This is a genomic window from Mesorhizobium sp. LNHC209A00, assembly GCF_000502915.1.
GTDB lineage: Bacteria > Pseudomonadota > Alphaproteobacteria > Rhizobiales > Rhizobiaceae > Mesorhizobium.
On the sequence record NZ_AYWT01000005.1, the window covers coordinates 170,153 to 188,151 of the forward strand.

Below are 17,999 nucleotides of genomic sequence, written 5' to 3' on the forward strand. Positions count from 1 at the left end.
GCGGGTCTCCTGACGATTTCGTCGTGCTTGGGAAGGCACGTTCAGCCTTGCTCTTTGATCTAGACCAAAGTCGGGGCAAGGTCACGCCTCATGATCGAAGATTCGCCCTTTGTCGCAGCCGCACCGGTGCTGGTGCCGATGCCGGCCGAACGCCCCTACACTTATGCCGTGCCGGCCGGCATGCGGGTGGTGCCGGGCTCGATCGTGCGCGTGCCGCTTGGGCCGCGCCAGGTCGCCGGCATCGTCTGGGACGGCGTGGTCGAGCAGGTCGATGCCAGGAAATTGCGCCCGATCGAACAGGTTTTCGACTGTCCGCCGATCGACCGCGCCATGCGCCGCTTCGTCGACTGGGTGGCGCAATACACGCTGTCGGCGCCGGGCATGGTGGCGCGCATGCTGTTGCGTGCGCCGGAAGCTTTCGATCCCGAACCCTGGATCGAAGGGCTGCAGCGGACACTCGTCATGCCGGATCGGATGACCGATGCGAGGACGCGGGTGCTGGAGACAGCCGAAGGAGGGCTTGCCTGGACGCGCTCGGGGCTGGCGCACGCCGCCGGCGTGTCGTCGACCGTAATCGAGGGGCTGAAAGCGCAAGGCGTGTTCGAAACGGTGATGATCCCGCCGCGCCCTGTGGTGGCCGCACCCGACCCAAGCTATGCCCTGCCGGACCTGATGCCGGACCAGAACGACGCCGCGTCGATGCTGCGCGCCAATGTCGCGGCCGGCGCGTTCAATGTCTCGCTGCTCGATGGTGTTACCGGTTCGGGCAAGACCGAGGTCTATTTCGAGGCGGTGGCCGCCGCGCTCGATCAGGGCAAACAGGTGCTGATCCTGCTGCCGGAAATCGCGCTGACGCATGCTTTCCTCGAACGGTTCCAGGGGCGCTTTGGCGCCAAGCCGGCCGAGTGGCATTCCGACCTGCCGCCCAGGATGCGCGAAAAAGTCTGGCGGCAAGTGGCGGAAGGGGGCGTGCGTGTCGTCGCCGGCGCGCGCTCGGCGCTCTTCCTGCCGTTCAAGCAGCTCGGCCTGATCGTCGTCGACGAGGAGCACGACCCGGCCTACAAGCAGGAAGACCGCGTTTTCTACAATGCGCGCGACATGGCTGTCGTGCGCGGCCATATTGGCGGCTTTCCCATCGTGCTGGCGTCGGCAACGCCTTCGGTCGAGAGCCGGGTCAACGCCAGCCAGGGCCGCTATGCCAGGGCTGTGCTTTCCGCCCGCTTCGCCGAGGCGGCACTTCCCGATCTCAAGTCGATCGACATGCGCCGCGCGCCGCCGGCGCGTGGCGGCTTCCTGTCGCCGGTGCTGATCGACCATATGCGCAAGACGCTGGAGAAGAAGGAGCAATCGCTGCTGTTCCTCAACCGGCGGGGCTATGCGCCGCTGACGCTATGCCGGGTCTGCGGCCACCGTTTCGGCTGCCCGGTGTGCTCGGCCTGGCTGGTCGAACACCGCTTTCGCGGCCAGTTGGTGTGTCATCACTGCGGTCACAATGAGCGCCGGCCGGAAGCCTGCCCCGAATGCGGCACGCTCGACCATCTGGTCGCTTGCGGGCCGGGGGTGGAGCGCATCGCCGAAGAGGTCGTCACGCATTTCCCGGACGCGCGCACCATCGTGCTGTCGTCGGATATCATGGGGGGTGTACGGCGGTTGCGGCTGGAACTGGAGGCTATCGCCAATGGCGAGGCCGATATCGTCATCGGCACGCAACTGGTCGCCAAGGGTCACAATTTCCCGAACATGACGCTGGTCGGCGTCGTCGATGCCGACCTAGGCCTTGCCAATGGCGATCCGCGTGCCGCCGAGCGCACCTTCCAGCTGCTCAGCCAGGTGACCGGCCGTGCCGGCCGCACCGGCAAGAAGAGCCTTGGCCTGCTGCAGACCTTCCAGCCCGACCATCCGGTGATGCGGGCGATCGTCTCCGGCGATGCCGAGTCTTTCTACCAGCGCGAGATTTCAGAGCGCGAACGCGCTGCCTTGCCGCCCTTCGGCCGGCTGGCAGGCGTCATCGTCAGCGCGGTGACGCGGGCGGAAGCGGAAGCCCATGCACGCGGCCTGCGCCGCTCCGCACCGGAGGCGTCGGATCTGTTCGTGCTAGGGCCGGCGGAAGCGCCATTATCGTTGCTCGGCGGTCGCCACCGCTTCCGCCTGCTGATCCAGGGCGAACGGCGCGCCGACATGCAGGGGTTCATCCGCACCATGCTGGCCAACGGTCCGAAACAGCGCGGCTCGGTTCGGGTGCAGGTCGACATCGACCCGCAGAGCTTTTTGTAGGAACACAAATTCAGCTCCAGCTGTCACGACGAGAGAAACGGAAGATCTGATGAAAACCTTAGGCCTGCTCGGCGGCATGAGTTGGGAATCGACCGCCATCTACTACCGCCTGCTCAACGAGATCGTGCGCGAGCGGCTGGGCGGCCTGCATTCGGCGAGGCTGCTGCTCTGGTCGTTCGATTTCGCCGAGATTGCCGAACGGCAGCATGATGGCGACTGGGACGGTGCCGGCGCGCTGCTGATCGATGCCGCGCACAAACTTGAGGCCGGCGGTGCGGAGGGCCTGCTTCTGTGCACCAACACCATGCACAGACTGGCCGACCAGGTGCAGGCGGCTGTGTCGATCCCGCTCATCCATATCGCCGACGCAACCGCGGCCACGGTCAGGCAGGCCGGCCTGCGGCGGCCAGCGCTGCTGGCAACGCGGTTCACCATGGAGCAGGACTTCTACAAGGGCCGGCTTGCCGACAAATATGGCTTGTCGCCAGTGGTGCCAAATTCGGCCGGGCGCGACATGGTGCATCGCGTCATCTACGAAGAACTCTGTCAGGGCATCGTCACAGAAGCCTCGAAGGCGGCCTATGTCGCCGAGGCAAACCGCTTGCGCCGCGACGAAGCCGCCGACAGCCTGATCATGGGCTGCACCGAGATCACCATGCTCATCGGCCAGGAGGATTTCGACATTCCGGTTTTCGACACGACGCGCATCCATGCCGAGGCGGCGGTGGAATTCGCACTGAGTTGATGCGCGTCTCCTAAAGTGGCTGAAGCCATCTGGCGCCGGGTCTTTCCTTCGCTAGAATGTCGGTGATTTTCAAAACAGGGCATTTCGAGGGACACGATGGATTTTGCGCTTCCATGGCCGACGAGCCAGGGCGAATGGCTGGCCTGGTCGAGCGCGGTCTTCACCGTGCTGCTCGGCCTTCTGTTTTTCCTGGCGCCGGGGCTGGCGTTCCGTATCCTGCGCCTGCAGGCGAAACCCGAGAAGGCGGCGGCGATCGCCGAGGGGCGCGGCCGCATGTCGGGCTTTTATCTCGGAGTCGGCCTGTGCTGCATCCTGCTCGCGCAGCCGCTGGTCTACATGGCGCTCGGATTTTCATGGCTGTTCACTGCCTTCGGCCGGCTGCTGTCGATGATGTCGGATGGCGCCAATACACCTTTCAATTGGATTTCCATTGTGGTGGAATTGGCGCTCGCGGCCTTGCCGCTCGCCTTTGCCTTCGGCTTTGTGCCCTGAATCCTGGGGTATTCAGGCGCGCGGGACGCTGATCTTTCGCCGGATGCGACAATAGTGCCTGAAAACCATGCGGAACGACGCATTGCGGTCTTAAAATGCCTGTGCTAGACGGCAATCGACTTTCGGCCGGGGATAGCGGAAGCCGCGCCTCCGTGCTTGAAAAAATGCAGTAAGGTCAAAGATTTAGCCAGAGTTTTTGCTCGCGCCAACAATCTGCGGCCTGTCAGACAAGAGAAAAGACGGTCCGTGGCTCAATCGTCATCGCCAATCTCAGGTGTCGCAGAACGCTATGCCGGTTCGCTGTTCGAACTGGCATCGCAGGCAAATTCCGTCGCCAAGGTCGAGGCCGATCTCACCAGTTTCGAGGCCATGCTCGCGGGCAGTGGCGACCTCACCCGGCTGATCAACAGCCCGGTATTCTCCAGCGAGGACCAGGCCAAGGCCATCGGGGCGATCGCCGACAGGGCCGGCATCATCGGTCTGACCGGCAATTTCCTGCGCGTCGTCGCCAAGAACCGCCGCCTGTTCGCGGTGCCCGGCATGATCAAGGCATTCCGCCAGATCGCCGCTGAGCACCGTGGCGAGGCTGCCGCCGAGGTGACGTCGGCTCATGAGCTGACCGCGGCCCAGCAGACCGAACTCAAGGCCGCGCTGAAGGGCGTTGCCGGCAAGGACGTGGCCATTTCCGTCACCGTCGATCCATCGCTGCTCGGCGGGTTGGTGGTCAAGATGGGCTCGCGCCAGATCGATACGTCGCTCAAAACCAAACTCAATTCGCTCAAGCTTGCACTGAAAGAGGTCGGCTGATGGACATCCGCGCCGCGGAAATTTCCGCAATTCTGAAAGATCAGATCAAGAATTTCGGCAAGGAGGCCGAGGTCTCCGAAGTCGGACAGGTGCTGTCCGTCGGTGACGGTATCGCCCGCGTCTATGGCCTCGACAATGTCCAGGCCGGCGAAATGGTCGAATTCCCAGGCGGCATCCGCGGCATGGCGCTCAACCTCGAAGCCGACAATGTCGGCGTCGTCATCTTCGGCGCCGACCGCGACATCAAGGAAGGCGACATCGTCAAGCGCACCGGCGCCATCGTCGACGTTCCTGTCGGCCCCGGCCTGCTCGGCCGCGTCGTCGACGCGCTTGGCAACCCGATCGACGGCAAGGGCCCGATCAAGGCGACCGAACGCAAGCGCGTCGACGTCAAGGCACCAGGCATCATTCCGCGCAAATCGGTCAACGAGCCGATGTCAACCGGCCTCAAGGCCATCGACGCCCTGATCCCGGTCGGCCGCGGCCAGCGCGAGCTGGTCATCGGTGACCGCCAGACCGGCAAGACCGCCATCATCCTCGACACGATGCTCAACCAGAAGTCGGTGCACGATAACGGCCCGGAAAAGGAAAAGCTCTACTGCGTCTACGTCGCCGTCGGCCAGAAGCGTTCGACCGTCGCGCAGTTCGTCAAGGTTCTGGAAGAGCGCGGCGCGCTCGAATACTCGATCATCATCGCCGCCACCGCTTCCGACCCGGCGCCGATGCAGTTCCTGGCGCCGTTCGCCGGCTGCACCATGGGCGAATATTTCCGCGACAACGGCATGCATGCGCTGATCAGCTATGATGATCTGTCGAAGCAGGCCGTCGCTTATCGCCAGATGTCGTTGTTGCTGCGCCGCCCGCCAGGCCGCGAAGCCTATCCCGGCGACGTCTTCTACCTGCACTCGCGCTTGCTCGAGCGCGCCGCGAAGCTCAACGACGATCTGGGCGGCGGATCGCTGACCGCCCTGCCGATCATCGAGACGCAGGCCAACGACGTGTCGGCCTATATCCCGACCAATGTGATCTCGATCACCGACGGCCAGATCTTCCTCGAAACCAACCTGTTCTTCCAGGGCATCCGTCCGGCCGTCAACGTCGGCCTCTCGGTCAGCCGCGTCGGCTCGGCCGCGCAGATCAAAGCGATGAAGCAGGTTGCCGGCTCGATCAAGGGCGAGCTCGCGCAGTACCGCGAAATGGCGGCCTTCGCGCAGTTCGGCTCGGATCTCGATGCCGCCACGCAGCGCCTGCTCAACCGCGGATCGCGCCTGACCGAACTCCTGAAGCAGCCGCAGTTCTCGCCGCTGAAGACGGAAGAGCAGGTCGCGGTGATCTTCGCCGGCGTCAACGGCTATCTCGACAAGCTGCCGGTCAACCAGGTCGGCAAGTTCGAGCACGGCCTGCTCAGCCACATGCGTGCGGCGGGCAAGGACGTTCTCGACGCCATCCGCAAGGAAAAGGCGCTTTCGGACGATCTGCGCGCCAAGCTCAAGGCCGAGATCGACGCCTTCGCCAAGACCTTCGCCTGAGCGAAGCGCCAGTCCGGATGAGACAAGACGGGATCAGGTTTGAAGCATGCCTTCATTAAAAGACCTTCGTAACCGTATCGCCTCGGTCAAGGCGACGCAGAAGATCACCAAGGCGATGCAGATGGTCGCCGCGGCGAAGCTGCGCCGTGCGCAAGAGGCGGCGGAAGCGGCGCGCCCCTATTCGGAGCGCATGGGTTCCGTGCTGGCCAACATCACCCAAGCGATCGGCGGTGGCGGCGATGCGCCGGCGCTGATGACGGGCACCGGTAAGGACGCCGTGCATCTGCTCGTGGTCTGCACCGCCGAGCGCGGCCTGTGCGGCGGTTTCAATTCGCAGATCGCCCGTCTTGCCCGCGATCACATCCGCCGGCTTCTGGCCGATGGCAAGCAGGTCAAGATCATCTGCGTCGGCAAGAAGGGTTTCGACATCCTGCGCCGCGACTATGCATCGATGATCATCGACCGCGTCGATTTGCGCGAGGTCAAGACGCTCGGCTTCGTCAATGCCGACGCGATCGCCAAGAAGGTCATTCATCTGTTCAACGAGGGCGCCTTCGACATCTGCACGCTGTTCTATTCGCAGTTCAAGTCGGTGATCAGCCAGATCCCGACCGCGCAGCAGATCATCCCGGCCGGCGTCGCTTCGGCTCCGGCCGCGGCGGTGGATGGCGGCAGCGCCGTCTATGAATATGAGCCGGAGCCGGGCGAAATCCTCTCCGACCTCATCCCGCGCAACATCTCCGTGCAGGTTTTCCGGGCGCTGCTCGAAAACGCCGCCGGCGAAATGGGCGCCAAGATGAGCGCCATGGACAATGCGACGCGCAACGCCGGCGAGATGATCAACAAGCTGTCGATCACCTACAACCGCCAGCGGCAGGCGCAGATCACCAAGGAACTGATCGAAATTATTTCGGGCGCCGAGGCGCTCTAGGCGCGGTCCGCGGGTGACTTTCCCGCGAACCGGACCGCGTGAGAAACAAAGGACGAAAAGGGTAAAGACGATGGCGAAAGCAGCGACCCCCCAGAAGGCAACTCCGAAGACGGCAGCCCCCAAGGCAGCAGCCCCCGTGAAGGCGGCCAGGGCTCCGGCGGCGGCAAAAGCTGCTCCGGCCAAGGCAGCAGCAGCGCCGGCCAAGGCCGTGGTTGCCAAGACGCAGGCCGTGGTCACGAAAGCCACCGGCGTTGTCGGCAGGGTTCGGCAGGTCATCGGCGCCGTTGTCGACGTGCAATTCGGCGATCACCTGCCGGCGATCCTGAACGCGCTCGAGACGACCAATGTCGGCAACCGCCTGGTGCTCGAAGTTGCCCAGCATCTGGGTGAAAACACCGTGCGCTGCATCGCGATGGACTCCACCGAAGGTCTGGTGCGCGGCCAGGAAGTGCGCGACACCGGCGCTCCGATCACCGTGCCGGTCGGCCCGGGCATGCTCGGCCGCATCATCAACGTCATCGGCGAACCGGTCGACGAAGAAGGCCCGGTCGACGCAATCGAAATGCGCTCGATCCATCAGCCGGCGCCGACCTATGTCGAGCAGTCGACGGAAGCCCAGATCCTGATCACCGGCATCAAGGTGCTCGACCTCTTGGCGCCTTACGCCAAGGGCGGCAAGATCGGCCTGTTCGGCGGCGCCGGCGTCGGCAAGACCGTGCTGATCCAGGAACTGATCAACAACATCGCCAAGGCGCATGGCGGCTACTCGGTGTTCGCCGGCGTCGGCGAGCGCACCCGCGAAGGCAACGATCTCTATCACGAGTTCATCGAATCCGGCGTCAACAAGAAGGGCGGCGGCGAAGGCTCCAAGGCAGCGCTGGTGTACGGCCAGATGAACGAGCCGCCGGGCGCGCGCGCCCGTGTCGGCCTGACCGGCTTGACGGTCGCCGAATATTTCCGCGACCAGGGCCAGGACGTGCTGTTCTTCGTCGACAACATCTTCCGCTTCACGCAGGCGGGTTCCGAAGTGTCGGCGCTGCTCGGCCGCATCCCGTCGGCCGTGGGCTACCAGCCGACGCTCGCCACCGACATGGGCGCGCTTCAGGAACGCATCACCACCACCACCAAGGGCTCGATCACCTCGGTGCAGGCGATCTACGTGCCGGCCGACGACTTGACCGATCCGGCACCGGCGACCTCGTTCGCTCACCTTGACGCGACGACGACGCTCAACCGTTCGATCGCCGAGAAGGGCATCTATCCGGCCGTCGATCCGCTGGACTCGACTTCGCGCATGCTCGACCCGCTGGTCGTCGGCGACGAGCATTATGGCGTCGCCCGCCAGGTGCAGTCGATCCTCCAGCGCTACAAGTCGCTGCAGGACATCATCGCCATCCTCGGCATGGATGAGCTCTCGGAAGAGGACAAGCAGACGGTGGCCCGCGCCCGCAAGATCGAGCGCTTCCTGTCACAGCCCTTCTTCGTCGCCGAAGTGTTCACCGGCGCGCCTGGCAAGCTCGTCGACCTCGCCGACACCATCAAGGGCTTCAAGGGCCTCTGCAACGGCGACTACGACCACCTGCCGGAAGCCGCCTTCTACATGGTCGGCGGCATCGAGGAAGCGGTCGAGAAGGCACAGCGCCTCGCGGCAGAAGCGGCGTAAATCAAGCGAATAGGGAGTAGTGGGCAGCGAGAAGAGAATAGCGGCGTGACCTGGGCGTTTCGTGCTCCCATCACTATCGACTACTCACTATTCCCTACCCGCTAAATTGACATGGCTGAAGCTTTCAAGTTCGAACTGGTTTCGCCGGAACGCCTGCTGGTTTCCGCCGAGGTCGAATCCGTCGTTATTCCAGGCGCCGAAGGCGAGATGACCGTCATGGCTCATCACGCGCCGGTCATGACCACGATCAAGCCGGGTGTCGTCACGGTGAAGAGCGCCTCGGGGAGCGAGGAACGCTATGTCGTGTTCGGCGGCTTCGCCGACATCGTCCCGGCCGGCTGCACGCTGCTGGCGGAATCGGCTGTCGCGGTGAAGGACGTCGACCGCGCCGATCTCACCCGCCGCATCCAGGAAGCCAGGGAAGATGCCGCGGACGCCAAGGACGATCAGTCGCGCAGCAAGGCCGAACAATTCCTTAGCCAGCTCACCACGCTGGAAGGCGCGATCCTGCCGGCCTGAAACTCGTCTCAAGGTGACGGATTGGAGCGGGGCCTTGCCCCGCTTTTTTTGTTTGTCGGGCTATTGTGGCGTGAGAGTTGGTGTGGCGGCGGTGCTGGAGGTGCACGACGAATCAAGGTTCTGTACCGCTCGCGCCTTGCTGTCCTTCAGCTTCTATGCCGAGCGCGGCGAAGGCCAAAGTCGGGCCGTCTCGTCGCAGGTGGACGAGATGGACGGCCACGAGTTCCATCAGCGTCTGGCGCTCGGCGTGATCCCGGGCGAAGCCGGCCATGTCAAACACCGCCGTCACGGTTTCGTTCGCCGGCAGCTGCTGGTCCAAAAGCGCGGTCATCGGCGCATCGAGCGGATCGGTGAAATGGCCTTCCGGCAACGCCTTTCCGCGCGCCGCGCAGGCGGCGATCCAGGCAGCCACCACCAGCGTGAGATGGACCAGCTCGGTGCCGGCTTCGAGGCACTCGACAGCCGAGGCGATAATGCGCTGCGGCAGTTTCTGGCTGCCGTCATTGGCGATCTGCGCCGTGCGGTGGGCAAGTGCCGTGTTTGAAAAACGCTCCGCAAGCTCAGCCGTATACGCTGATGGGTCGAGGCCGGCATCGTCCGGCAACGTTGTTATGGCCTCTTGCCATAGCGCGTCGACGAACCGCCGGATCGCCGGATCGGCGAAGGCGCTGTCGACCGTCGCGTGGCCGCTGAGCAGGCCGAGATAGGCGATGCCCGAATGCGCGCCGTTGAGCAGCCTCAGCTTCATGTCCTCGAAGGGAGCGACATCCCCAACCATGGTGACGCCGAATTTTTCCCAGGCCGGACGGCCCGTCGGGAAATCGTCCTCGATCACCCACTGGCGGAAGGGTTCCGTCATCACCGGCCAGGCGTCGTCGACACCAAGTTCGCCCGCTATCCGCGCCCTGCCGGCATCGGTCGTGGCTGGCACGATGCGGTCGACCATGCTTGACGGAAATGCGACGTGACCGGCGATGTGGTCGGCCATTCCGGCATCGGCCGCCGAACCGGCACCGGCATCGCGCCGCGTGGCGAATTCGATCAGCAGCCGGTGCAAGGTGGCGCCGTTGGCCGGCAGGTTGTCGCAACAAAGCACGGTAAAGGGCGGTGTGCCAGCAGCCAGCCTCCGGGCGAGCGCTTCGGTCAGAAAACCATGCGCCGTCTTCGGTGTTCGCGGGTTGTCAAGGTCGTGGACGATGTCGGCATGCGCCGCGTCCAATCCGCCTCCGGCCGCCCGCAAATAGGCTTTCTCGGTGATCGTCAGCGTCACGATGCGGGTCCGCGGATCGGCCAGCACCGCCAGAACCGCTTCCGGGTCTTCCGGCGCCACCAGCAGCGAGCCGATCGAGCCGATGACATGCAGCTTCTCGCCGCCGCTGCCGCGCACCGCCAAGGTGTATAGCCCGTCCTGCGGCGCCAGCGCGTCGCGCGTATCGGCGCTGCGCAGCGACACGCCTGATATGCCCCAGTCCGTTTCGCCGGCCGCCAGGCATTCATCGATATAAGCGGCCTGGTGGGCGCGGTGAAAGGCGCCGACGCCCAGATGAACGATGCCCGGCGTGATCGCGCCACGATCATATCGAGGCGCGGCGACCTTGACCGGCAATGCCTGCGCCGTGCGGTTGGAAAGGCGGCGGTCTGTCATCAATTCGGCACTCATCTCATGGAACGGTTTGCGGGGTAACACTGACGGCGTCCGCCGACAATGCTTAGCTTCGCTTAGGAGTCATCATACAACAACCAGATTTTTGTATGTTGACATTATTTCTGACCGATCCTACCCATGGAGCCGGAGGATGGCCGTGGCACTGACCAATGCGGATTTGCTGTTTTCAGCCGAGGCGCGTCCGCTGTCGATCGCCCGCGCTCTCTACGCCGGCATCAAGGACCTGCCGATCATCAGTCCTCACGGCCATACCGACCCGCGCTGGTATGCGTTGAACGAGCCGTTCCCCGATCCCGCGCAACTGCTCATCGTGCCGGACCACTATATTTTTCGCATGCTGTTCAGTCAGGGCGTGCGGCTGGAGGCTCTCGGCGTGCCGACCCTCGATGGTGCGCCCGTCGAGACCGACGGCAGGGCGATCTGGCGGCTGTTCGCCGAACACTATTACCTCTTCCGTGGCACGCCGACCCGGTTGTGGTTCGACCATGTCCTTGCGCATCTGTTCGGCATCGAAGAGCCTTTGAGCGCCGCGACCGCCGACCGTCATTACGATACGATCGCAACGCTGCTGCAGTGGGAGAACTTCCGCCCTCGGGCGCTGTTCGAGCGCTTCAACATCGAGGTCATCGCGACGACCGAAGGCGCGCTCGACGATCTCAAATGGCACCAGATGATCCGCGACAGCGGCTGGGAGGGCCGTGTTGTCACCGCCTATCGGCCGGACGCCGTCGTCGATCCGGATTTCGAAGGCTTTTCGGCCAATCTCGATCGGCTCGGCGAGATCACCGGCTGCGACACCGGGACCTGGGCCGGTTATCTCGACGCGCATCGCCAGCGGCGCGCCTTCTTCAGGAGCTTCGGCGCGACGTCGTCGGATCACGGTCATCCGACGGCGGAGACCGCCAATCTTTCCGACGCGGCGGCGCAGGAGCTGTTCAACCGGGTCCGCGCCGGCTCGCAGGATGAGCGCGAGCGAAAATTGTTTCGCGCGCAGATGCTGACCGAGATGGCCAAGATGAGCCGGGACGACGGGCTGGTCATGCAGATCCATCCCGGCTCCATGCGCAATCATTCGGCTTCTGCTTTCCAGAAATTCGGCAGGGACAAGGGTTTCGATATCCCGGCCCGGACCGACTATGTAACGGCATTGAAGCCATTGCTGGACTGCGTCGGGCTGGAGCGTGACCTGACCGTCATCCTGTTCACGCTGGATGAGACCAGCTATGCGCGCGAACTGGCGCCGTTGGCCGGCGTCTATCCGGCGCTGAAGCTCGGGCCGGCCTGGTGGTTCCACGACAGCCCGGAAGGCATGCGCCGGTTCCGCGAGATGACCACCGAGACCGCCGGCTTCTACAACACGGTCGGCTTCAACGACGACACCCGCGCCTTTCCGTCGATCCCGGCCCGCCATGACGTGGCACGGCGGGTCGACTGTGCGTTCCTGGCGCGTCTCGTCGCCGAGCACAGGCTGCGTGAGGAGGAGGCGCATGAACTCGCGAAGGAGCTTGCCTACACGCTTGCCAAGAATGCGTACCGGCTCTGAGCCGGGCGTTTCGATTTTCAATGGGAGGAAGTCATGTTGCATTTTTCGAAATTGACGGCCGCGACATTCGCCATCGGTTCGCTGCTGATCGGCGCTGCCAACGCCGAAACCGTGCTGCGATCCTCGGATACCCATCCAGACGGCTACCCGACCGTCGAGGCGGTCAAGTACATGGGCGACCTGCTCAAGCAGCGCACCGCCGGCCGCTATTCGATCGAGGTCTATCACTCGGCGCAACTCGGCGAGGAAAAGGACACGATCGAGCAGACCCAGGCCGGCGTCATCGACCTCGACCGTGTCTCGATGGGACCGTTCAACGGCATCGTGCCGGAGACCGCCGTGCCGTCGCTGCCCTACATGTTCCGCTCCGTCGAGCACATGCGCCACGTCATGGACGGCGGTGTCGGCGACCAGATCCTGAAGGCCTTCGAGGCGCATGATCTCGTCGGCCTCGCCTTCTACGATTCCGGTGCTCGGTCCTTCTACAACACCAAGAAGGACATTACCTCGATGGCGGACATGAAAGGCATGAAGTTCCGCGTCATCCAGTCCGATGTGTTCGTCGACATGGTCAACGCGCTAGGTGCCAACGCCACGCCGATGGCCTATGGCGAAGTCTATTCGGCGCTGCAGACCGGCGTCATCGACGGCGCCGAAAACAACTGGCCGAGCTTCGAATCCGCCAAGCACTACGAAGTGGCCAAGCATTACACGATGGACGAACACCAGATCGTGCCGGAAGTGCTGGTCATGTCGAAGGCAAGCTGGGACAAGCTCTCGCCCGAAGACCAGGCGATCGTGCGCCAGGCAGCCAAGGACAGCGTCGTCAAGATGCGCGAACTGTGGGACGCGCAGGAGAAGAAGTCGCGCGGCATCGTCGAGGCCGCGGGCGTCAAGGTCAGCCAGATCGACAAGCAGCCGCTGATCGACGCGATGAAGCCCGTCTACGACAAGTACTTGTCGACGCCTGAATTGAAGGACCTGGCCGCCCGCATACAGGCCGAGAAATGAACGGCAGGGGCAATGGATCGAGCGGCGCGGAGACCTCCGCGCTGCCTTCGGACGCGTCGGCCATGCGAGGATTCTGGCTGGGTGCGGAGCGGGTCCTGTCGGGACTTGCCAGGCTGGCGCTTTGGATCAGCGGCGCCGGCTTGACGCTGATGACGATCATCATCTTCTGGCAGGTCTTCTCGCGTTATGTGCTGAACCGTTCGCCAAGCTGGACGGAACCCTTCTCGGTACTGCTGATGGGCTGGTTCATTTTTCTCGGCGCCGCCGTCGGCGTGCGCGAACGCACCCATCTCGGCTTCGACGTGCTGCTCTATGTCCTGCCTGTTTCGGCCAAGGCGGTGCTGCGCAGCATTTCCGACCTTGTCGTGCTGGCCTTCGGCGCCGGCATGATCGTCTATGGCGTGCAATTGGCCAGGCTAACCTGGAACACGGTCATGCCGTCACTTGCCCTGCCGGGCGGCGCCAGCTTCCTGCCGGTCATCCTGGGTGGGGCGCTGGTCTGCCTGTTTTCGCTGGAACGGCTGGCCGGGCGCTTTGCCGGCCTGCCCGTCGACGCCGACATTCATGCAACCGGCGAGGAGCCCTGAACCATGGCCCTGATCGTCCTGTTCGGCACCTTCGTGTTCCTGCTGGTCATCGGCACGCCGATCGCCTTCTGTCTCGGCGTCGCCAGCTTCGCCACGATCCTCACGCTTGGCCTGCCGCCGGTCGTCGTGTTCCAGCGGCTCAATTCCGGCGTCGCCGTGTTTTCGCTGATGGCCATCCCGTTCTTCATCTTCGCCGGCGACCTGATGGTGCGCGGTGGTATCGCCGCTCGGCTGGTCGCGCTGGCAGGCTCCCTGGTCGGTCATTTGCGCGGCGGTCTGGGGCAGGTCAACATCGCCGCATCGACCATGTTCGGTGGCATCTCCGGCTCGGCCGTGGCGGATGCGTCGGCGGTCGGCGGGCTGATGATTCCGCAGATGAAGGCGCGCGGCTACGGCATCGACTATGCCGTCAACATCACCTCTGTCGGGGCCATCATCGCCCTTCTCATTCCACCGTCCCACAACATGATCATCTATTCGATCTCCGCCGGCGGCCGTATCTCGATCGCCGACCTGTTCACGGCTGGCGTGCTACCGGGTCTGCTGCTGGCGCTGTCGCTGATGATAACGGCCTATTGGGTCGCCAGCCGCCGGGGATATCCGACGGAGCCCTTCGCCGGCTTCGGCCGGGCCTTGCAGCTCCTTGTCGCCGCCATTCCCGGGCTCATCCTGATCGCCATCATCTTCGGCGGCGTCAGGTCCGGTGTCTTCACCGCGACCGAGAGCTCCTGCATTGCCATCGTCTACGCGTTCCTGGTGACGCTGATCATCTACCGCTCGATGAGCTGGGGCGATTTCGTCGCGGCGACGACGGCCTCGGTGCGCACCACGGCCATGGTGCTGATGATCATCGGCTGCGCGGCGGCCTTCGGCTGGCTGCTCGCCTATCTCAGGGTGCCGGCGGCGCTGGTCGCCTTTCTGCAGTCGGTGTCCGACAACAAGCTGGTGATCCTGCTGCTGATCAACGTCGTCCTGCTCATCCTCGGCACCTTCATGGACATGTCGCCGCTGATCATCATCACGACACCGATCTTCCTGCCGGTGGTCATGGCCTATGGCGTCGATCCCGTGCATTTCGGCGTCATCCTCATCCTCAATCTCGGCATCGGGCTTTGCACGCCACCGGTCGGCGCGGTTCTATTCGTCAGCTGCGCGATCGGCCGCATTCCGATCTGGACCGCGATGCGCTCGATCTGGCCATTCTACGGCGCCGCCTTCGCCGTGCTGATGCTTGTCACCTACGTCCCGGAAATCTCATTGTGGCTGCCGGGCCTGTTCCATTAGAGCGGTTCAGCGATCGTTAGAATCGCTGAACCGTAACTCTTTGTTTTTACGCAATTCACGACGAAAAACCGCTACGCGCTTGTCCTGCAATTGCTCTAGGAGGTCACCGAGGTGTCCGATACCGCAAACGACCTCAGGGTCGAGAGAAAACCCAAGCTGTCGGAAACCGTCATGGGGGCGATCCGCAAGCAGCTGCAGGCGGGCGAGATCCTGCCCGGCCACAAGCTGCCGACCGAGGGCCAGCTGACCGAAACCTTCGGCGTCAGCCGCACAGTCATCCGCGAGGCGCTGGCCAAGCTTGCCGCCGACGGTCTGGTCGAGCCGCGGCAGGGCGCCGGGGTGTTCGTCACCGAGCATATTTCGACCATGTTCGGGGCGCTGGCCGCCGACATGGGAGCCAAGGATTCGGTCGCGCTCAACGTGCTCGAGGTGCGGCTGGCGATCGAGATCGAATCGGCTGGGCTCGCCGCCATCCGCCGCAACGCCGCGCAGGAGGCGGCGATCCAGGAAGCCTTCTTCGAGTTCGAGCGGCTGCTGCTCGGCAGCCAGCCGACCGGCCCGGCCGACCTGGCCTTCCATCGCGCCATCGCCAGCGCCACCAACAACCCGTTCTATGTCGAGATGCTCGACGTGCTCGGCCGGCGCGCCATTCCATGCGACGTGACCTCGCCCTGGTCGACCGAACTGGCGCAGTCCGACAGCTACCAGCGCGGGCTACAGCGCGAGCATCTGGTGATCCTGAACGCGATCACGGCCGGCGATGCCGAAGCCGCGCGCGAGGCGATGCGCGCCCATCTCGGCGCCAGCCAGCAGCGTTATCGCGCGCGCCTGCAGGCGCGACAGGCCTATTACGCCAGTTCGGTCAAGGCGGCCGCGGGCGAATGATCCACCGAAAGCCAGGACAGAGATGAGCCAGAACCACATCGACTATACATCGCGCTTCGCCATCGACCCGGCGGCCGCCGCCGCCATGGGAACGGACGAGCTGCGCCATAATTTCCATATCGAGGACCTCTTCCAGCCCGGCCGCATCAGCCTGACCTACACGCACTACGACCGCATGATCGTCGGCGGCGCCATGCCCGTGGGAACGGCATTGCCATTGGAAGCGATCAAGCCGACCGGCACCAACGGGTTTCTCGACCGGCGCGAATTGATCGCCGCCAACATCGGCGGCGCCGGCACGATCGAAGCCGGCGGCCAGTCCTTCGACCTGCGGGCGCGCGACATGCTCTATCTCGGCATGGGCGCTGACACGGTTTCCTTCGCTTCCGCCGATAAGAACGACCCCGCCAAGTTCTATCTGCTCAGCGCGCCGGCGCATCAGGCTCATCCGAGCCGGCTGATCCGCCTCGATGACGCCAAGCGCCTCGATCTCGGCAGCAAGGAGGCCTGCAACGAGCGCTCGATCTTCCAGTTCATCCATGCCGGGGGAACAAAAACCTGCCAGCTCGTCGTCGGCATGACCCAGCTGGCGCCGGGCTCCATCTGGAACACCATGCCGTGCCATGTGCATGACCGGCGCATGGAGGCCTACCTCTATTTCGACCTGCCCGAGGCGGCGCGCGTCTTCCACTTCATGGGCGAGCCGGACGAGACACGCCACATCGTCATGCGCAACGAGGAGGCGGTGCTGTCGCCGGGCTGGTCGATCCACTCTGGCGCCGGCACCTCCAACTATGCCTTTATCTGGGCGATGGCCGGCGACAATGTCGACTACACCGATCTCGATCCGGTGGCGATGGACATGCTGCGGTGAGCGACCTCACAGCCTTCAGCCTGGCCGGCAAGCGCATCCTGGTGACCGGCGCCAACACCGGCATCGGCCAAGGCATCGCGGTCTCGATCGCGCGCGCCGGTGGCGCCGTGATCGGCGTCGGCCGCTCGTCGATGGACGACACCGTGAGCAAGGTCGGCGCGGTGGGCGGCCAATTCGAGGCGATGAGCATCGATCTTGCCGACACGGCAGCAGTCGGACCGATGCTGGACCGCGTCTGGGACCAAAACGGTCCGATCGACGGGCTGGTCAACAATGCCGGCATCATCCGGCGAGCCGATGCCGTCGATCTCGGCGAAGCCGACTGGGACGACGTGATCGACGTCAATTTGAAGTCCGTCTTCCTGCTGTGTCAGTCCTTTGCGCGGCGCGTCCTTGCCGGTGGACGCCAGGGCAAGATCGTCAACATCGCCTCGGTGCTGAGTTTCCAGGGCGGCATCCGCGTCGCGTCCTACACGGCCTCCAAGCATGGCGTGCTCGGCCTCACTAGGCTGCTCGCCTGCGAGTGGGGGGCGAAGGGCATCAACGTCAACGGCATAGCGCCGGGCTATATCGACACCAACAACACACAGGCGCTGCGCGCCGATCCCGACCGCAGCGCGGCCATCCTTGGGCGCATTCCCGCCGGCCGCTGGGGCGAGCCCGGAGACATTGGCGATGCCGCCGTCTTCCTGCTGGCGCCGGCCTCGAACTATATGCATGGCGCGGTGGTGCCGGTGGACGGGGGATGGCTTGCGCGATGAGGAGAAGACAATGACCGAGCCGAAGATGTTCGCGCATGCCGGCCAGGGTGCCTGGACCCCGACCCCGGACGGCAATCGCCGGCGGGTTCTCCTCTCCACCGACGAACTGATGATGGTCGAATTCGGTTTCGATAAGGGTGGTGTCGGCGCCCTGCATTCGCATCCGCATGTGCAGGCGAGCTATGTCGCCGAAGGCCGCTTTGAGGTGACCATCGACGGCCGGACCGAAATCGTCGAGACCGGCGGCAGCTTCATCGTGCCGTCCGGCCTGGTGCACGGCGTCAAGGCGCTCGAGGCGGGGCGGCTGGTCGACAGTTTTACGCCGCACCGCGCCGATTTCCTCGCCTGACCGCGTCGCCGACGATTTCTCGGCCAACGAAAAAACCCGCGCCTCCAAGGAAGCGCGGGTTTGTTGCCTGGGCGCCAAC

General features: G+C 64.3%; 17 protein-coding genes. 16 read left to right on the forward strand and 1 reads right to left on the reverse strand.

The window, feature by feature from the left end; genetic code table 11:
- Window positions 1–90 precede the first annotated feature (90 nt).
- The 8 genes from X739_RS150500 (at window position 91) to X739_RS150465 (ending at window position 8,960) form a co-directional block, all read left to right on the forward strand.
- A complete protein-coding gene (locus X739_RS150500; protein ID WP_023794832.1) occupies window positions 91–2,274 on the forward strand; it encodes a primosomal protein N' in 2,184 nt (727 codons plus the stop codon).
- Between the two features lie 49 nt (window positions 2,275–2,323).
- Complete coding sequence (locus tag X739_RS150495) at window positions 2,324–3,019, forward strand: aspartate/glutamate racemase family protein (protein ID WP_023771765.1); 696 nt, start codon at window positions 2,324–2,326, stop codon at window positions 3,017–3,019.
- A gap of 96 nt (window positions 3,020–3,115) precedes the next feature.
- Window positions 3,116–3,511, forward strand: a complete 396-nt coding sequence (locus tag X739_RS150490; RefSeq protein ID WP_023771764.1) for a DUF4345 family protein — start codon at window positions 3,116–3,118, stop codon at window positions 3,509–3,511.
- Between the two features lie 246 nt (window positions 3,512–3,757).
- Complete coding sequence (locus tag X739_RS150485; protein ID WP_023771763.1) at window positions 3,758–4,318, forward strand: F0F1 ATP synthase subunit delta; 561 nt, start codon at window positions 3,758–3,760, stop codon at window positions 4,316–4,318.
- The gene (atpA, locus tag X739_RS150480; RefSeq protein ID WP_015315171.1) at window positions 4,318–5,847 is read left to right on the forward strand and encodes a F0F1 ATP synthase subunit alpha; all 1,530 of its coding nucleotides are present in this window, start codon (window positions 4,318–4,320) and stop codon (window positions 5,845–5,847) included. The genes X739_RS150485 and atpA overlap by 1 nt, the downstream gene beginning before the upstream one ends.
- A 46-nt stretch (window positions 5,848–5,893) precedes the next feature.
- Window positions 5,894–6,778, forward strand: coding sequence for a F0F1 ATP synthase subunit gamma (locus X739_RS150475; RefSeq protein WP_023771762.1), 885 nt, complete (start codon window positions 5,894–5,896; stop codon window positions 6,776–6,778).
- A 70-nt stretch (window positions 6,779–6,848) separates the two neighbouring features.
- Window positions 6,849–8,441, forward strand: a complete 1,593-nt coding sequence (atpD, locus tag X739_RS150470; RefSeq protein WP_023771761.1) for a F0F1 ATP synthase subunit beta — start codon at window positions 6,849–6,851, stop codon at window positions 8,439–8,441.
- A 111-nt stretch (window positions 8,442–8,552) separates the two neighbouring features.
- Window positions 8,553–8,960 (forward strand): F0F1 ATP synthase subunit epsilon, encoded by a 408-nt coding sequence (locus X739_RS150465; protein ID WP_023771760.1) that lies wholly within the window; start codon window positions 8,553–8,555, stop codon window positions 8,958–8,960.
- Between the two features lie 112 nt (window positions 8,961–9,072).
- Here X739_RS150465 and X739_RS150460 read toward each other — a convergent pair whose 3' ends face one another.
- A complete protein-coding gene (locus X739_RS150460) occupies window positions 9,073–10,605 on the reverse strand; it encodes a mannitol dehydrogenase family protein (RefSeq protein ID WP_023771759.1) in 1,533 nt (510 codons plus the stop codon).
- Between the two features lie 151 nt (window positions 10,606–10,756).
- Between X739_RS150460 and uxaC the strand changes: the two genes are divergently transcribed.
- The 8 genes from uxaC to X739_RS150420 all read left to right on the forward strand — a co-directional run bounded on the left by uxaC (window position 10,757) and on the right by X739_RS150420 (window position 17,920).
- Window positions 10,757–12,169, forward strand: a complete 1,413-nt coding sequence (gene uxaC, locus X739_RS150455; protein ID WP_031252060.1) for a glucuronate isomerase — start codon at window positions 10,757–10,759, stop codon at window positions 12,167–12,169.
- Window positions 12,170–12,202: 33 nt separating this feature from the next.
- A complete protein-coding gene (locus X739_RS150450; protein WP_023771757.1) occupies window positions 12,203–13,180 on the forward strand; it encodes a TRAP transporter substrate-binding protein in 978 nt (325 codons plus the stop codon).
- Window positions 13,181–13,242: 62 nt separating this feature from the next.
- Entirely contained in the window at window positions 13,243–13,767 is a 525-nt protein-coding gene (locus X739_RS150445) for a TRAP transporter small permease (RefSeq protein ID WP_023771756.1), read from the forward strand.
- A 3-nt stretch (window positions 13,768–13,770) separates the two neighbouring features.
- Window positions 13,771–15,051, forward strand: a complete 1,281-nt coding sequence (locus X739_RS150440; protein ID WP_023784229.1) for a TRAP transporter large permease — start codon at window positions 13,771–13,773, stop codon at window positions 15,049–15,051.
- Between the two features lie 111 nt (window positions 15,052–15,162).
- Complete coding sequence (locus X739_RS150435) at window positions 15,163–15,936, forward strand: FadR/GntR family transcriptional regulator (protein ID WP_023771754.1); 774 nt, start codon at window positions 15,163–15,165, stop codon at window positions 15,934–15,936.
- Window positions 15,937–15,958: 22 nt separating this feature from the next.
- On the forward strand, window positions 15,959–16,810 hold the full coding sequence (kduI, locus tag X739_RS150430) for a 5-dehydro-4-deoxy-D-glucuronate isomerase (RefSeq protein ID WP_023771753.1): 852 nt from the start codon (window positions 15,959–15,961) through the stop codon (window positions 16,808–16,810).
- Complete coding sequence (gene kduD / locus X739_RS150425) at window positions 16,807–17,571, forward strand: 2-dehydro-3-deoxy-D-gluconate 5-dehydrogenase KduD (RefSeq protein WP_023771752.1); 765 nt, start codon at window positions 16,807–16,809, stop codon at window positions 17,569–17,571. The genes kduI and kduD overlap by 4 nt, the downstream gene beginning before the upstream one ends.
- Window positions 17,572–17,581: 10 nt before the next feature.
- Entirely contained in the window at window positions 17,582–17,920 is a 339-nt protein-coding gene (locus X739_RS150420) for a cupin domain-containing protein (RefSeq protein ID WP_023771751.1), read from the forward strand.
- Window positions 17,921–17,999 lie beyond the last annotated feature (79 nt).

Bases quoted from the DNA above. Each gene is read 5' to 3' on its own strand.
- X739_RS150495 (WP_023771765.1), top strand. From the start codon at position 2,324: ATGAAAACCTTAGGCCTGCTCGGCGGCATGAGTTGGGAATCGACCGCC.
- uxaC (WP_031252060.1), top strand. From the start codon at position 10,757: ATGGCCGTGGCACTGACCAATGCGGATTTGCTGTTTTCAGCCGAGGCG.
- X739_RS150490 (WP_023771764.1), top strand. From the start codon at position 3,116: ATGGATTTTGCGCTTCCATGGCCGACGAGCCAGGGCGAATGGCTGGCC.
- X739_RS150500 (WP_023794832.1), top strand. From the start codon at position 91: ATGATCGAAGATTCGCCCTTTGTCGCAGCCGCACCGGTGCTGGTGCCG.
- kduI (WP_023771753.1), top strand. From the start codon at position 15,959: ATGAGCCAGAACCACATCGACTATACATCGCGCTTCGCCATCGACCCG.
- X739_RS150465 (WP_023771760.1), top strand. From the start codon at position 8,553: ATGGCTGAAGCTTTCAAGTTCGAACTGGTTTCGCCGGAACGCCTGCTG.
- X739_RS150445 (WP_023771756.1), top strand. From the start codon at position 13,243: ATGCGAGGATTCTGGCTGGGTGCGGAGCGGGTCCTGTCGGGACTTGCC.
- X739_RS150460 (WP_023771759.1), bottom strand. From the start codon at position 10,605: ATGACAGACCGCCGCCTTTCCAACCGCACGGCGCAGGCATTGCCGGTC.
- X739_RS150475 (WP_023771762.1), top strand. From the start codon at position 5,894: ATGCCTTCATTAAAAGACCTTCGTAACCGTATCGCCTCGGTCAAGGCG.
- X739_RS150420 (WP_023771751.1), top strand. From the start codon at position 17,582: ATGACCGAGCCGAAGATGTTCGCGCATGCCGGCCAGGGTGCCTGGACC.
- X739_RS150440 (WP_023784229.1), top strand. From the start codon at position 13,771: ATGGCCCTGATCGTCCTGTTCGGCACCTTCGTGTTCCTGCTGGTCATC.
- atpD (WP_023771761.1), top strand. From the start codon at position 6,849: ATGGCGAAAGCAGCGACCCCCCAGAAGGCAACTCCGAAGACGGCAGCC.
- X739_RS150450 (WP_023771757.1), top strand. From the start codon at position 12,203: ATGTTGCATTTTTCGAAATTGACGGCCGCGACATTCGCCATCGGTTCG.
- atpA (WP_015315171.1), top strand. From the start codon at position 4,318: ATGGACATCCGCGCCGCGGAAATTTCCGCAATTCTGAAAGATCAGATC.